We start from the raw sequence: 15,154 nt of genomic DNA, 5'->3' as shown, positions 1-15,154 counted from the left end.
AAGCGGTGAGGGTGGGGGCGGTCCGGTCGGACCGCCCCCACCGTCATGTCATCCGGCTGCGCGAACGCCCCTGTCTGCGTCGATGAGTTGAGCGCGCAGGGCCGCTCGGTCGGGCTTGCCCGCCGGGGTCAGCGGGAGTTCGGCGACGGTCAGCAGACGCTCGGGGTGCTTGCGCGCTTCGAGGCCGTACGCGGCCAGGTGCGCGCCCAGCGAGTCGAGCGCCAGGGGCGGGCCGGCCGGCCCGTCGGCGCGGGGCACCACGCAGGCCGCGAGCCGCTCCCCCATCAGCTCGTCCGGCACGCCGACGCAGACGACGTCCCGGATCCCGGGGTGGGCGGCGAGGGCGCGCTCCACCTCGGCGGGGCTGATGTTGGCGCCGCCGCGGATCACGATGTCCTTGAGCCGGCCGACCACGTGGAGGATGCCGTCCGGGTCGAGGAAGCCGAGGTCGCCGGTGCGGACCCAGCCGTCGGCGGTGCGGTAGCGGGCGTCGAGTTCGGGCGCGCCGACGTAGCAGAGCGGGGTCATCGGGCCGCGCGCGACGATCTCCCCGACGCCGCCCTCGGGGAGCGGCTCGTGGGTCTCGGTGTCGGTGATCCGGATCTCGGCCACCCGGGGGTCGGGCCGGCCGGCGACGACACCGGCCGCGTCGGTGGGCGGGGTGCGGTTCTCCAGGCCGGTGTGGCAGTTGACGCCGTCCGCCGATCCGTACAGGTTGACGACCGGGCAGCCGAAGGCCGCCGCCGCGTCGGCCGCGGTCGTCTCGTCGAGCGGCGCGCCGCCCAGGACGAGGGCGGTGGGCGTGGGGAGCTCGGTGGACGCCTCTTCGGCCGTCTCCAGTCGGTCGAGCATCATGCGGATCATCGTCGGTACGCCGAGGATGTGGGTCGGCTCGTGTTCCCGGATCGCCGCGAGGGCGGCCTCGGGGGTGAACCGGTCGAGCAGCACGAGCGTGCCGCCGTGCCGGGCCAGGGTGACGGCCGTGCCGTTGGAGCCGAACGCGGAGGCGAGCGGCACGAGGAAGAGGCAGCGCGGCGGGGTGCCGTCGGGGATGAGGGAGGCGAGGAAGTTGCCGCGTCCGCCCGCGAGGGCGTTGTGCGAGTACGCGATCATCTTCGGCTCCGCCTCGGAACCGGACGAGACGAGGATGCGGGCCGCGCTGTCGGGGTCGGGGCGGGCCGCGACGAAGTCGGCCGGATCCGAGCGCAGCAACTGGGAGAAGGCCACGGCCCCTTCGGGCCCGGTCCCGGGTCCGGCGGCGACGACGTGGCGCAGGGCGGGCAGCTGGGGGGCCAGGGCCAGGAGGTCGGCGGCTGGGTGGGCGTCGCGGTGCTCGGTCGTGGCGATCACGGCGACGGCCTCGGCGCGCCGCAGCAGGGACGCGGCCTCCTGCGCGCACCGGCCGGCCGGGAACGGCAGCGCCACGGCTCCGAGTGCGGCGAGGGCCAGGTCGGCGATGACCGCGTTGCGGTTGTCGGGGAGCTGGACGCCGACCACGTCGCCCTCGCGTATGCCGAGCTCTCTGAGCCCGGTGGCCAGACATCGGACCTTGCGGTCGAGGGCGGTGTAACAGAGCTTCCCTTTGGAGTCGAGGATGGCTGTGCGGTGCAGCTCGGCGATCTGGCGGGCGCGGAAGAGGCTGTAGAGGTCGAGGTCGGGGCAGGTGCCGTCGACGGCCCAAGAGCGGCGCAGCCGCGCGGGGAGGAGGTCCCGGAGGCCGGTGCCTTTGTTGGGGATGGTCGCGCCGACAGGGGTCCGGGCGGTGGGCAGGCTGGGGGCGGTGAGGCTGTCGGCGGTCATGCGAAGCTCCAGGGGTCGGGGACTGCGGGTGCGCCGTGCGCGTCGCGGCTGATCGAGCCGGCGAAGCGCGGGTCGTGGTGCAGGTCGGAGAGATCGGTGGTGACCGCCGTCGCGGTCAGGCCGCGGGCGCTCAACTGCCGTACGGCTTCCTCGGTGGGCAGCTCGCTCAGGTCGTACGCGGCCGCCGCGCCGGCGCACGCGTCGGCGGGGGTGACCCAGCCGTCGGCCGTGGGCAGCGGGTGGCGGAAGCCGGCAGGGCGGCGCGGGTCCGCGCCTCCGGCGGCCCGCCGCAGCGCGGGGGCGATCAGCGTGTCGGCGGCGCCGAGGAGGGAGGAGTCGACCCGGACGCCGTGACCGGTGCGTTCGCGCAGCAGGAGCCCGGCGAGCACCGCCTCCGCGCCGACGAGCCCCCCGAGGACGTCGAGGAGGGTCATCAGGGAGGGCGCGGCGGTTTCGCCGTGCGGGCGGACGGCCTCGCCGACTCCCGTCCGGGCCTGGACCATGAAGTCCGTACCCATCGGGGCGTCGGTCAGCCGGTCGGCCCAGCCGCTGGTGTACGCGTGGACCAGGGCCGGGTTGACGGCGGCGAAGTCCTCGGCGTCGAGGCCGAGTTCGGCGGCCTTGCCCGGGGCCCAGTTGTGCAGGAACACATCGGCCTCCGCGGCCATCTCCCGCAGCCGCCGTCGGTCGTCGGCGGACTTGATGTCGATCTCGACGGCGCGCTTGCCCCGGTTGAGGGCGAGCCAGCGGGCCGAGACCCCCGAGCAGGCGGGCGGCATGCCGCGCAGCGGGTCACCGCCGGGCGGTTCGATCCGGACGACGTCGGCGCCCAGGAGTCCGAGGAGGTGGGCGGCGAGCGGGGCCTGGATGCGGCGGCCCGCCTCCAGGACGGTCAGGCCCGCGAGCGGGCGCTCGGGGCTGGGCACGCTCCCCGGGGGCGCGGTTGTGCCCGGTCGCAGGAGGCCGAGCGACCAGGGGGCGGCGCCGTCGTCCTCCGCCGCGCGCTCGGCCAGGGTGCGCAGGGCGCAGACCTCGGCTCCGGAGGCGCTGGCGGCCCGGCGTACGCGCTCCCAGCCGTGGGCGCGCGTGGTGGCGTGGAGCGTGGCGGGGAAGGGTGCGCAGGCGGTGGCGTAGCGGAACTGGAAGGGCTTCCAGCCCGCCCGTATCGCGTCGGCCGGGGCGTCGAGGGCCCGCCAGAAGGCCGCCCAGGCTCCCGGGTCCAGGGTCTCCAGCTCGAACAGGACGCCGTCGGCGGAGGTGAACGGTGGCCCGCCGGGCGCCAGTTCGGCGGCCTCGCCTTCGTCGGCCCCGGCGGCGGCGAGGTATTGGGAGACGGCGAGGAGCCCGGCCCGGTCCGCCGAGGTGCCGACCCGCGCGGGGCCCTTGCCGCCCCGGGCCTGGGCGAGGAGGCCGGCGAGCATGCCCTGCACGGTGAGGACGCCGGTGGCGGTGGCGGCGAAGTCGGCGGCGAGCCCGCGCGGAGCGCCGTCGCGCCGGCCGTGCACCGCCATGATCCCCGTGGCGGCCTGGACGGTGGCCTCGTCGGCGATCCCGTACGCGGCGGGCGCGCCGCTCCAGGACATGACGGCCCCGACGCCGGCGAAGCCGCCCCCGCTCAACTGGGCGCCGGCAGGAGCACGTTCGCGGCCGGGGGCGGCGAGCGTGGTCGCCGTGGCACCGAGCAGCCGCAGGTGACGGGCGACGACATCGGTGAGCTCCGGCGGCCCGACGGCGTCGAACTGGAGTGTGTCGAGCGGCCGGACCGTCTGGGTGGTGACGGATGTCGCCATGCCTCTCCTCTCCCGGCGCGGCGGTCGCGGCGCCCGGTGGGTGTTGGGTGAACGGGAACCCGAAGGGCTCCGCTCCCGACCAGTTCCACGCATGAGTCAGTCGGACAGCCGTTCCCACGGGTTCCCGGCGACCTGGACCCTGGCCCCGAAACCCGAACCGGAGGAGTGACGTGGCTGATACGGCCGTACAGGAGCGGGTGGCCGCGTTCGTACGGACGCGGGTCGTCCCGCGCGAGGGCGTGCTCGACGCCGGCGGCCCGGCGGCCTCGGCCGCTCTCCGCGAGCTGCGGGAGGAGGCGGTGGCGCAGGGGCTCTGGGCGCTGCCGCTGCCCGCCGAACTGGGCGGTGGTGGCCTTGGGTTGGCGGAATACGCGGCGTACGCCGAGGTGGAGGGGGCGAGCGACCACGGGCCCGCGGCGCTGGGGTCGGCCCCGCTGCTCGACGTACGGATGCTGGCGCGGCACGGCAGTGCGGGGGTACGGGACCGGTATCTGAAGCAGCTCGTGGCCGGGGAGGCACGGACCTGTTACGCCATGACGGAGCCGGACGTGCCCGGTACGGACCCGTTCCTGACCGCGACGCGCGCCGAGCGGAGGCCGGACGGGAGTTGGCGCGTCACGGGGCGGAAGTGGTTCACGTCGGGTGCGGGGGACGCCGACCTGGTGACGGTCCTGGCCCGTACGGACGGAGCGGACGGCGACCGGGAGGGTCTGTCGCTGCTCCTGGTGCCGACGGGCTCGCCCGGGTTCCGGGTCGTGCGTGAACTGCCGGTGTTCGGGGTGGGCGGTCAGTGGGAGATCGAGTTGGACGGGGTCGTGGTTCCGGGCGACCATCTCGTCGGCGGGCGGGGGCAGGGCCTGACCGTCGCCGGTGAACGGCTGTTGTGGGGGCGGACGTTGCGGTGTCTGCGCTGGCTGGGCCAGGCGCAGCGTGCGTTCGACCTGATGTGTGACCGGGCGGTGTCCCGGGTCGGTTCGCGGGGGCCGCTGGCCGGTCACCAACTGGTCCAGCGGCACGTCTTCGAGGCCCTGCTCGCGCTGCGCACGACCCGCCCCCTCGTGCACGAGGCGGTGTCGCTGCTGGTGGCGGGGCGGGACGCGCGGACCGAGGTGGGCCTGGCCAAGGTGGCGGCCGCTCGGATGCTGCAGAAGGTCGCGGACGCGGCGATCCAGGTGCACGGCGCGGCGGGGCTCGGACCGGACACCGCGCTGCCGGCGCTCTTCCGCACCGGCCGCGCGGCGCGGATTCTCGACGGCCCGGACGAGCTCCACATCACGTCGGTCGCCCGCCGCGTCCTGCGGGACCGCGACGCGGGTGGTACGGCGGGTGGTGCGGCGGGCGGTGGCGCGGCTATACGGCCGTGAGGTCGACGAGACCGGTGAGCGCGGCGAGTCCGAGGGCCAGGAAGAAGTCGCCCCAGACGAGTTGATGCCGTACGGCGGTGCCGCTCCCGGCGTCGTAGCAGCCGTCGAGGAGCCTGCCGTCAACGAGGTGCGCGGAGACCAGTCGGTGGAGCACGTCACGGGCGCGCTCCGCGTACCACGCGGAGCGGCTGTCCCGCAGGAGGGCGAGCTTCGCGAGGGCTACGGCGGTGATCGCGGCGGCGGAGGTGTCGAGGGGCCCGTCGCCAAGGCCGGCGTGTGCGGGAGGCACGAGCGGCTCGTCGGGGTGCGGCAGCAACAACTCCAGTGCCTCGTGGACCAGTTGGGTGGCTGCTGGGGACTCCGCTGCCAGCAAGGCGTCGGCCACGGCGAGGAGGAGCCAGGCGCGGCCTCGGGCCCAGTCGGGGGGCGGGTCCTCGCACTGCTGCCAGCTGGCGGTGTCCCACTGCCAGGCGGGGCGTGGCCCGCCTGGGCCGTGGACGCAGAGGTCGAGGTGGGTGCGGAGATGCGCGTCGGCTGCGGTGGCGTTCTCGGTGGCCAGCAGCGGGACCAGGCCGGGGACGCCGTCCGCCCGGGCGAGGAGGCGGGGTCCGCCGAGCGCGGCGCCCCAGGGGACCAGGCGGAGTTCGGGGTCGAAGTCCCGCAGGCAGGCGCGTGCCGCGCGCGCCTTGAGGGCGTCGGCGCCCGGGTCGCGGTCGGCGAGCGCGGTCCCGTACCAGAGGATGAGCCCGCGCGTCGCGGTGTCGGCCTCCGCCCAGGGCGCGAGCCGGGCCGTGCACTCCGTCGCGGCCGCTCGGTCCCGCTCGTCGCCGGTGTGCCGCGCCCTCAGCCAGAGCAGCCCGGCCCAGAACCCGCCGGTCCAGGAACCGCGCCCGGTCGTGGTCCAGCGACCGGTTCCGGGGTCGGCGAACAGCGGGAAACGCGCCCCGACTTCGACATGGCTCAGCGCCACCCGGTCGAGCACCGCCCCGAGCGCCTCGGAGGCCCAGTGCTCCGGCTCGCGCGCGTGCATGCCCGGGACGTCGAGCCCTCGCACCTCATCCGCGCCGGGCGCCTCCCCCGTCGCCCTCATGACGCCTTGAGGACCGGGCTCGGGGCGCGGTCCCTGTTCGCCCAGACCAGGGCCACGGCGCTCGCCGTGGCGAACTCGGCGGCCACCAGGAGCCAGCCGGTGCCGTAGCGGCCCGATTCCGCGAGGAGGCCGAACAGCGGCGGGCCCACGGCGAAGCCGGCGAAGAAGCCGGCCGCGACGAGGGCGGAGTCCTGGCCCGCGCGGCCGGGGGCGGCGCGTTGGAGGACGAGGACCATGGAGACCGCGTTGCCCGCGACCGCGAAGACACCGACGGCAGCCGCGCCCATCCAGGCGGCCGGTTCCACGGCCCCCGCGGCCACGAGCAGGAGCGCGGCGCCGACAGCGCCGGCGGCCAGGAGGCCCGGGAGCCACTCGGCGCGGCCGGGGCGGGCCGCCCGCGACCAGCCGACGCGGCCGACGATCCCTGCCACGCCGAGGACCGCCACCAGCGCGCCGGCGGCGGTCGGCCCGAGGCCCAACTCCCGTGTGCCGAAGAGGGCGAGGTAGGTGTTGACGGAGGCGATCCCGCAGCCCAGGAAGAACGAGAAGACCGCGAGCCAGGCGATCAGCCCGCGCGGCACGAGCGACGGGCGCCCGCCCGGCGCCGGGGGCGCGGGAGGGTCCGCCGGGAGCGCCCGCCACGCCCACAGGCCGGTGAGCAGCGCCGTACCGGCGGCGATCCACACGGCGCCCCGCCACCCGATCCCGCCCGCGAGGGCGGCCAGCGGCAACCCCGCCGCGAACGCTCCGAGTTGGACGCCGGACTGCTTCGTCCCGGTCACGGCGCCCCTGCGCTCGGGCGGAACTGCGGCCAGGACGGCCTTGTTGGTCGCGGGGTTCGCCAGCGCCTGCGGCAGCCCGCCCAGCGCGACCGCGCCGAGCAGCAGCCCCGCCCCCGGCGCCGCGCCGATCAGCGCGAGCGCGGCCGAGGAGACGAGGAGGAGCAGGACGAGGGAGCGCCTGGGGCCGATCCGGTCCACGACCCGCCCGCCCGAAGGCGACAGGACGGCGGCCGTGCCGAACCCGATGGTCGTCGTGAGCCCCAACACCGTGGGCGAGATGCCGAGTTCGTCGACCAGGCGCGGTCCGAGCGCGCCCAGCAGGAACAACTGCAGCATCGAGAACGCCATCGCGCAGGTCAGCAGTGCCGTGAGCCGGCGCTCCGCCCGCGCGTCCCCCTCCATGGTCATGAGGCAAGGGTCGGATCGGGAGGCGGCTCAGTTCCCCGACCCGGCTGTGACCTGTGCCACAACTCCTTTGCTGAGTACGGCATCGGGAAGGTTCCGTACCTACCGGTGCCTACGGACGGGGGGAATGCGAGGATGGCCCCCGCCATGATTCCGGACCAGTGGTGTCGAGGGATACGGGCCGCGGTGTTCGCGGCCGCCTGTGTGTTGCTCACAGCCACCGGCCACGTCCTCATGTCGGACACCTCCGTGCCCTGGTGGGCGCTGGCGGCGGCGTTCGCCGTGACGGGCGGGGCGGCGTGGTGGCTCGCCGACCGGGAACGCGGTCCCGTCGGGGTCACCGCGGCGACGGTCGCCGCGCAGGCGGCCCTGCACACCTGCTTCTCCCTGGCCCAGGGCGCCACTTGGGCGCCGGGCTCCTGGCTCTCGTACCTGACCGGCGGCGCCTCGGGCCCGGCCACCGCGACCACTGCCTCGACGCACACAGCCCACACTTCGCACACGGTCCTGGGCCACGACCACATGGCCCACGCGACCATGGGTCACACCACCATGGGCCGCGACCCCATGGGCTACGCCTCGACAGGCCAGTCCGCCATGGGTGGCGGCCCCATGGACCTCAGCACCATGGACCTCACACCCATGTCCGGCCACGACATGGCCGACATGTCGGCGAGCGGCATGCTCGCCGCCCACCTCTTCGCCGCGCTGCTGTGCGGCCTCTGGCTCGCGCACGGCGAGCGCGCCGCGTTCCGTGTCCTGCGCGCCCTCGCCGCCCTCGTCCTGGCGCCGCTCCGCCTGGTCCTGCACCTTCCCGCACCGCCCCACCGCCCCCGGATCCGCGCCCGCCGCCACGAGCGGGCCCGACGGCTCCGGCAGCTCCTCCTCGCCCACGTCCTCACCTCCCGGGGTCCACCCCCGGTTGCCGCCGCCCTCTGACGGCCGGCGGCAACCGGAACCACCGGTCGAGCGCGCCCGCGCCCGGCCGTACGACACACCGGCCGCGCCCCACACGCGCGCCGCCGGGACCCCATTCCTCACGAAGGACCCGAGGCGATGACCCCTGCCCCGAACCAGCCGCGCGTGTCGCGGCACGCCACCTGTACCGCCGACGAGGCGGTGACCCTCCTCGCGCTCGCCGCACGCAACGGCGACCCGCAGGCCGTGGACCGCTTCGTGCGCGCCACCCAGCGCGACGTCTGGCGGTACGTCGCCTTCCTCAGCGCCGACACCCAGGCGGCCGACGACCTGACCCAGGACACGTTCCTGCGGGCCCTGGGCGCGCTCGGCCGCTTCGAGGGCCGTTCGTCCGCGCGGACCTGGCTCCTCGCGATCGCCCGCCGCACGGTGATCGACAGCGTCCGGCACGCCGCCGCCCGCCCGCGGCTCTCGGGCCGGGACGACTGGCAGACGGCGGCCGAACTGGCCCAGCCGCGCGGTCTTCCCGGCTTCGAGGACGGCATCGCGCTCGCCGAGCTCCTGGCGGGGATACCGGCCGAGCGCCGCGAGGCGTTCGTCCTCACCCAGCTGCTCGGGCTTCCGTACGCCGACGCGGCCGCCGCGATCGGCTGCCCGGTCGGCACGGTCCGCTCCCGGGTCGCCCGGGCCCGCGGCGCGCTGATCGCCCTCCTGACCGAGGAACCCACCACGACGCCGCCCGCGCTCGCGCCGTCGTCGGCGGAGTCGCCCGCGACCGCGGTCTCGACATCGACCGCGCCCTCCCGTCCCCGTACCCCCGCCCGTACCCGTACGAGCGACAGGGCGCCCCTGGTGGCCTGAGCCACCGAAGCCACCCGCGCACACCCGCCGAGGCCGCGAGCCGCCACCCCAGCCGCTCGCGGCCTCGGCCGTCACCCGAGCGCCGGGGCTCCTGGCTCCTGGCTCCTGGCTCCTGGCTCCTGGCTCCTGGGCGGGCCCCTACCCCCGCAGCCGCGCCTCCGCCGCCTCCAGCATCAGGTCCAGGGCGAACGGATACCCGCTCTCGCGCATGTCGGCCGCGAGGAGCGGGAACGTCGCCGCGACGTTCGGGTGGGTGTCCGCCGGGAGCTTCCCGTACGAGGAGTGCCACACCTCCTCGTCGGCCTCGCGGGCCGGCCTCGGCAGGGCGTTCGCCGCCGCGTCCAGGGCCGCGAAGGCCAGCGCCTGGTCGACGAAGGCGTGGTAGAGCCGGACCGCGGTCGGATCGGGGAAGCCCGCCCCGCGCAGGATCCCGAGGATCTTCTCCACCGCCGCCGTCTCGTGGGCGCGCCCGGTCGTCCGGTGCGCCGCGAGCAGCGCGACCTGCGGGTTCTCCACGTACACCCCGTGGATCCGCAGCCCCATGTCGCGGAGATCCACCCGCCAGTCCCCGGTGGGCGTCCACCTGTCCTGGGCGAGCCCAATGAACTCGTCGGCAAGCCGGAGCAGCAGGTCGTCGGTGTTGCGGAAGTACCGGTAGAGGGAGCTGGGGTCGGCGCCGAGGGCGGTGCCGAGCCGCCGTACGGAGAGCGCGTCCGCGCCGTGCTGCGTGACGAGCCGCAGCGCCGTGTCGATGATCAGCCGTTCCGAGAGGACGGCGCCTTGCTTGGTGGGCCTGCGGCGCCGCCGCTGCCCTTCGGGAACCACTCGCTCGGCCATGGGCGGACCTTACGACAACACCATTGACATGTAAACGCACCGACCAGTTCCATATCCGTTCACCAGACCCCTCCGCACTCTCGTTCTGGAGCCCCCATGTCCAAGGCCGATCTGGTCTTCACCCATGGCCCCGTCCACACCGGCGATCCCGCCCGCACCCGGGCGAGCGCGCTCGCCGTCACCGGGGAGCGCATCACCGCCGTCGGCCACGACGACGTCCACGCCCTCATCGGCCCGGCCACGGAGGTCGTGGACCTGCGGGGCAAGGTGCTGCTGCCCGGCTTCCAGGACGCGCACATCCACGCCGTCTTCGGCGGGACCGAGCTCGCCGAATGCGACCTGACCGGCACGGTCGGCGTCGAGGAGTACCTGGCCCGGATCCGGGAGTTCGCCGACGCCCACCCGGACCGCCCGTGGATCACCGGTGGCGGCTGGTCGATGGAGAGCTTCGAGGGCGGTCTGCCGACCCGGCAGCTCCTCGACGCGGTGGTCGCCGACCGCCCGGTCTACCTCGTCAACCGCGACCACCACGGCGCCTGGGCCAACACCCGCGCCCTCGAACTCGCCGGTCTCACCCGGGAGTCGGCCGATCCGGTCGACGGCCGGATCGAGCGCGAGCCGGACGGCACCCCGAGCGGCACCCTGCAGGAGGGCGCCACCGGCCTGGTCTCACGGCTCGTCCCGCCGAGCACCCCCGCCGCCCGGCTGGCCGGTCTGCTGCGTGCGCAGGAGCTGCTGCACTCGCTCGGCATCACCGGCTGGCAGGACGCGATGCTCGGGGTGTACGGCGGCAACCCCGACCCCTCCGACGCCTATCTCGCCGCCGCCCGCGCCGGGACGCTCACCGCCCGCGTCAACGGAGCGCTGTGGTGGGACCGCGAGCGGGGCGCCGAGCAGATCGACGAACTCGTCGAACGGCGCCGCACATTGTCGTACGGGCGGTTCCGGGCCGACTCCGTGAAGATCATGCAGGACGGCGTCGCCGAGAACTTCACGGCCGCCATGACGACGCCCTACCTCGACGGCTGCGGCTGCGCGACCGCCAACGCGGGCCTGAGCTTCATCGATCCGCTCGCCCTGCGCTCGTACGTGACCCGACTGGACGCCCTCGACTTCCAGGTGCACTTCCACGCGCTCGGCGACCGGGCGGTGCGCGAGGCCCTGGACGCGGTCGAGGCCGCGGTCGAGGCCAACGGCCGGCGCGGGAATCGGCACCATCTGGCGCATCTCCAGGTGGTGCACCCGGACGACATGGAGCGCTTTGCCCACCTCGGCGCCGTCGCCAACATCCAGCCGCTGTGGGCCGCGCACGAACCGCAGATGGACGAGCTGACGATCCCCTTCCTCGGACCCGAACGGGCCTCCTGGCAGTACCCGTTCGGCTCCCTGCTGCGCGCCGGGGCCACCCTGGCGGCCGGCAGCGACTGGCCCGTCTCCAGCCCCGACCCCCTCGCGGGACTGCACGTCGCGGTGAACCGCAAGGAGCCCGGCACGACCGACGAGCGCGTCTTCCTGCCGGAGCAGCGCCTCGACCTGACCACCGCCGTCGCCGCGTACACCGCCGGTTCGGCCCATGTGAACGGCCACGACGAGACCGGCACGCTCCTCCCGGGCATGCTCGCCGACCTCGTGGTGCTCGACCGCGACATCTTCACCGCGCCGCCGGAGGAGATCGCCGAGGCGAAGGTGGACAGCACCTACGTCGGCGGCACGCGCGTGTACACCGCCTGACGCCTCTCCACACCCTCCACTCCACACCCCCACCCCCCGCACCCCCGCAGTACCGCTCCTCGCTCGATCCCCCAGCGCCCGTCACTACACCCGTAAAGGGGTGGGTCTCCTTGCGCATGTCCAGAGCCACCGCACTGCTCGTCCGTACCGCCACCGCCGTCGCCCTCGCGGCCGCCACCGCCGGCTGTTCCGGCGCCACCACGTCCGGGTCGGGCTCCGCCGCCTACACGGTCACCCCGACCTCCCCGCCGGCGAAGGGAGCGCTCACCTCCCTCACCTGGTCGCTCTACGCCGAGCCGTACACGCTCGACTACGCCCTCGCCTACGACTACCCGCCCAACACCGTCCTCGCCAACGTCTGCGAGCAACTGCTCAGGGTCACACCCGAGTTGAAGATCGAGCCCGGTCTCGCCGTGAAGTACGCCAACCCGGACCCGAAGACCTGGGTGTACACGCTGCGCCCGGGTGTGACGTTCCACGACGGCACGACGATGACCGCCGACGACGTGGTCGCCTCCCTCACGCGCCACATGGATCCGGCCACCGGCTCCCCCTGGGGCTCCGCGTTCAAGAACGTCGCCTCCATCACCGCCTCCGGGCCGCTTGAGGTGACGATCAAGCTGAACAGGCCCGACGTCCTCCTCAACGAGCTGCTCGCCGCCTCCCCGGGCACGGTCGAGAGCGCCGCGTTCCTGAAGAAGGCCGGCAAGGAGTACGGCGGTCCGAAGGGCAAGGTGAACTGCACCGGCCCGTACGCGCTCGACGGCTGGGCGCAGGGCGAGAGCGTGACGCTCAAGAAGTACCCGAAGTACTGGGACGCGTCCCTGGTCCCGAAGAACGACACGGTGACCTTCACCTTCATCGAGGACCCGGCGGCCCGCACGAGCGCCTTCCTGTCCGGTACCTCCGACGGCGGCTACATGGTGCCGTCCTCCTCGATCGCGCAGTTGCGGGGGACGACCAAGGGGAAGCTGTACTTCGGCCCCAACACGGCGGCCGCCGACCTCTCCGTCCTCGACCTCAAGGGCCCGCTGGGTGATCTGAAGGTCCGCCGGGCGCTCTCCATGGCCCTCGACCGGAAGAACATCGTCAAGGCGGCGGCCGGTGGTGTCGGCATCCCCGCGAAGGCCCCCACCGCGCGCGGCGCGTGGGCGCTGGTACCGGACAAGACAGAGGCGTACTTCGCGGCGCTCCCGGAGCCGGTGTACGACGTGGCGGCCGCGAAGAAACTGATCGAGGAGGCGGGTGCCACCGGGCGGACGGTCACGCTCGCGACGAGCACGCTCGCGCCGGAGATCAGCGTCGTCGCCAACGCCGTCCAGGCGGCGGGCAAGGAGATCGGCCTCGACGTACGGCTGAAGTCCGTCGCTCCGGAGGCGTACAGCAGCATCTTCGTCGACCCCACCGCCCGGGCGGGCCTGGACCTGGTCGTCACCAACGGGTACGACAACACGCCGGACCCGCTGGAGTTCTACCAGTACCTGCGCACGGGCGACTTCGGGAACTACGGCAACTGGTCGAACGCCGAGTACGACGCCGCCTTCGACAGGGCGAACGCGGAGCCCGACCCGGCCCGCCGGGCGGATCTGACGGCCGAGCTGATGAAGATCGCCGTACGGGAACTCCCGGTCATCCCGCTCTACGAGGCGCCGTACTCGGTCTTCCTCGGCAGCCGGGTGACCGGCGCGCCGACCGGGATCGCCCAGCTGTACTACCCGTGGGCGGCGACGATCGGGGCGGCCCAGTCATGACGCGTTATCTCGCGGGCCGGCTGCTCGGCCTTGTGGCGGTGCTGTTCGTGACCTCGGTCGTGGTCTTCGGCGCCGTGCACCTCGCTCCCGGCGACCCGGTGTCGTTCCTGCTGCACGGACGTCCCGCGACGCCCGAGGCGGTCGCGTCGCTGCGCGCCCAGTACCACCTGGACGACCCGGTCCCGGTCCAGTACGCGAAGTGGCTGGGCGGGGTCCTCCAGGGCGACTTCGGCCGCTCCGCGCAGTTCCACCAGGACGTGGGCGCGCTGATCGGCTCGCGGCTGTCCGGCACGGGCGTGCTGATCGGGTACGCGGCGCTGCTCGTCGCCCTCCTCGGGGTGTCCGCCGGCGTGCTCGCGGCCCTGCGGCCGGGGGCGGTGGACCGGGCGGTGCTGCTCGGCACCGGTGTGGCGACGGCGACCCCCTCGTTCGTCAGCGCCATCGGCCTCGTCTCGCTCTTCTCCGTCCAACTGGGCTGGTTCCCGGGGCCCGGCGGTACACCGGAGGGCTTCGGCGACCGGGTGTACCACCTGACGCTGCCGGCCTTCGCGCTCGCGATCACCTTCGCCGGGCTGCTCGCCCGGGTGACCCGGTCGGCGATGCTCGACGAGATGGGGCGCGAGCATGTCGAGGTGGCGCGCGCCCGGGGTGTCGCGGGCCGCACCGTTGTCCGCCGGCACGTGCTGCGCAACGCGCTCGGTCCGATCGTCACCGTCGGCGGCACGATGCTCGCCTCGCTGCTGATCAGCACGTCCATCGTGGAGACCGCGTTCAACGTGTCCGGGGTCGGTTCGCTGCTCGTGCAGTCCGTGACCGCGAAGGACTTCGCCGTGGTCCAGGCGATCACTCTGCTCGGTGTCACGGGCTTCGTCCTCGTCAATCTCCTCGTCGACCTGCTCGTTCCGCTGGTCGACCCCCGCCTTTCACTCCACGGGGAGGCCTCCGGATGACCACCACCCTCTCGCCGCCGTCGAGCGCGCTGCGCCGCCGCCCCGGCATGCGCGGGCTGCGCGTCCTGGGTCAGGGCCCGCTCTTCACGGCCGCCGTCGTCGTCCTGGTCGCGCTCGTCCTGGTCGCCGTCCTCGCGCCCGTCCTCGCGCCGTACGACCCGGAGGCGCTCGACCTGTCGGCGAGCCTGGTCGGCACGAGCGGCGACCATCTCCTCGGCACCGACCAGTCGGGCCGGGACATCCTGTCGCGGCTGTTGCACGGCGCCCGGACCGGGCTCCTCGGACCGCTGCTCGTGGTCGGCGTCTCGACGGCGCTCGGCACGCTCCTCGGTCTCGTCGCCGCCTGGCGCGGCGGCTGGGCCGACGCGGTGCTCTCCCGGTCGATGGACCTGGTCTTCGCGCTGCCGGGACTGCTGCTCGCGATCCTGCTCGTGGCCGTCCTCGGCTCGGGCATGACCGCCCCGGTGATCGCCATGGCGGTGGCGTACACGCCGTACGTCGGCCGGCTCGTGCGCGGGATCGCCCGTCAGGAGAAGGCCCGTGCGTACATCGAGTCGTACCGGGTGCAGGGCTGGTCGGGCTGGACGATCTGTCTGCGCCATCTGCTGCCCAACATCGCCCCGACGGTCTTCGCGCAGTCCGCGATGAACTTCGGGTACGCCCTGATGGACCTGGCCGCGCTGTCGTACCTCGGCTTCGGCGTACAGCCGCCCACGGCGGACTGGGGCGCCATGATCAACGAGGGCCAGGGGGCGCTCCAGCAGGGCGCGATGCTCCCCGCGATGGCGCCGTCGGTCTGCGTCGTCCTGGCCGTGGTGGCGTTCGGCATCGTCGGCGAGGGGATCGCCGACCGGATCGCGAAGCGGGAGCGGTGA

12 protein-coding genes are annotated in these 15,154 nt (G+C 74.4%); 7 read left to right on the top strand and 5 right to left on the bottom strand.

Annotated elements, in window-relative coordinates:
- Positions 1 to 48 precede the first annotated feature (48 nt).
- Positions 49 to 1,800: a class I adenylate-forming enzyme family protein gene (locus AB0F56_RS17685; protein ID WP_362010097.1), complete on the bottom strand. Its 1,752-nt coding sequence runs from the start codon at positions 1,798 to 1,800 to the stop codon at positions 49 to 51.
- On the bottom strand, positions 1,797 to 3,590 hold the full coding sequence (locus tag AB0F56_RS17680; RefSeq protein WP_362010095.1) for a CoA transferase: 1,794 nt from the start codon (positions 3,588 to 3,590) through the stop codon (positions 1,797 to 1,799). Before AB0F56_RS17680 ends, AB0F56_RS17685 begins: the two co-directional genes overlap by 4 nt.
- Before the next feature lie 170 nt (positions 3,591 to 3,760).
- On the opposite strand from AB0F56_RS17680, the gene AB0F56_RS17675 reads away from it, so the two are divergent.
- Positions 3,761 to 4,954, top strand: a complete 1,194-nt coding sequence (locus AB0F56_RS17675) for an acyl-CoA dehydrogenase family protein (protein WP_362010093.1) — start codon at positions 3,761 to 3,763, stop codon at positions 4,952 to 4,954.
- Here the strand turns inward: AB0F56_RS17675 and AB0F56_RS17670 are convergent.
- Positions 4,941 to 6,044 carry a sugar ABC transporter permease gene (locus AB0F56_RS17670; protein WP_362010090.1) on the bottom strand — a complete coding sequence of 368 codons (1,104 nt, stop codon included), beginning with the start codon at positions 6,042 to 6,044 and terminating at the stop codon, positions 4,941 to 4,943. The genes AB0F56_RS17675 and AB0F56_RS17670 overlap by 14 nt on opposite strands.
- Positions 6,041 to 7,234 carry an MFS transporter gene (locus AB0F56_RS17665; protein WP_362010087.1) on the bottom strand — a complete coding sequence of 398 codons (1,194 nt, stop codon included), beginning with the start codon at positions 7,232 to 7,234 and terminating at the stop codon, positions 6,041 to 6,043. The genes AB0F56_RS17670 and AB0F56_RS17665 overlap by 4 nt, the downstream gene beginning before the upstream one ends.
- Positions 7,235 to 7,378: 144 nt before the next feature.
- On the opposite strand from AB0F56_RS17665, the gene AB0F56_RS17660 reads away from it, so the two are divergent.
- Both AB0F56_RS17660 and AB0F56_RS17655 read left to right on the top strand, forming a co-directional pair.
- Positions 7,379 to 8,170 carry a hypothetical protein gene (locus AB0F56_RS17660; protein WP_362010084.1) on the top strand — a complete coding sequence of 264 codons (792 nt, stop codon included), beginning with the start codon at positions 7,379 to 7,381 and terminating at the stop codon, positions 8,168 to 8,170.
- A gap of 117 nt (positions 8,171 to 8,287) precedes the next feature.
- Positions 8,288 to 9,010 (top strand): sigma-70 family RNA polymerase sigma factor, encoded by a 723-nt coding sequence (locus tag AB0F56_RS17655; RefSeq protein ID WP_362010081.1) that lies wholly within the window; start codon positions 8,288 to 8,290, stop codon positions 9,008 to 9,010.
- Between the two features lie 138 nt (positions 9,011 to 9,148).
- Here AB0F56_RS17655 and AB0F56_RS17650 read toward each other — a convergent pair whose 3' ends face one another.
- A complete protein-coding gene (locus tag AB0F56_RS17650) occupies positions 9,149 to 9,847 on the bottom strand; it encodes a helix-turn-helix domain-containing protein (RefSeq protein ID WP_362010078.1) in 699 nt (232 codons plus the stop codon).
- 96 nt (positions 9,848 to 9,943) lie between these two features.
- Between AB0F56_RS17650 and AB0F56_RS17645 the strand changes: the two genes are divergently transcribed.
- The 4 genes from AB0F56_RS17645 to AB0F56_RS17630 all read left to right on the top strand — a co-directional run bounded on the left by AB0F56_RS17645 (position 9,944) and on the right by AB0F56_RS17630 (position 15,154).
- A complete protein-coding gene (locus tag AB0F56_RS17645; protein WP_362010075.1) occupies positions 9,944 to 11,578 on the top strand; it encodes an amidohydrolase in 1,635 nt (544 codons plus the stop codon).
- 116 nt (positions 11,579 to 11,694) lie between these two features.
- Complete coding sequence (locus tag AB0F56_RS17640) at positions 11,695 to 13,329, top strand: ABC transporter substrate-binding protein (RefSeq protein ID WP_362010314.1); 1,635 nt, start codon at positions 11,695 to 11,697, stop codon at positions 13,327 to 13,329.
- Positions 13,326 to 14,279 carry an ABC transporter permease gene (locus tag AB0F56_RS17635; RefSeq protein ID WP_362010072.1) on the top strand — a complete coding sequence of 318 codons (954 nt, stop codon included), beginning with the start codon at positions 13,326 to 13,328 and terminating at the stop codon, positions 14,277 to 14,279. Before AB0F56_RS17640 ends, AB0F56_RS17635 begins: the two co-directional genes overlap by 4 nt.
- Entirely contained in the window at positions 14,276 to 15,154 is an 879-nt protein-coding gene (locus AB0F56_RS17630) for an ABC transporter permease (RefSeq protein ID WP_362010069.1), read from the top strand. The genes AB0F56_RS17635 and AB0F56_RS17630 overlap by 4 nt, the downstream gene beginning before the upstream one ends.

This window comes from Streptomyces sp. NPDC026092 (assembly GCF_040638605.1).
In the GTDB taxonomy this organism is placed as follows: domain Bacteria; phylum Actinomycetota; class Actinomycetes; order Streptomycetales; family Streptomycetaceae; genus Streptomyces.
Note: the sequence above shows the minus strand (reverse complement) of the source record. Positions and strands in the feature narration are given on the sequence as shown.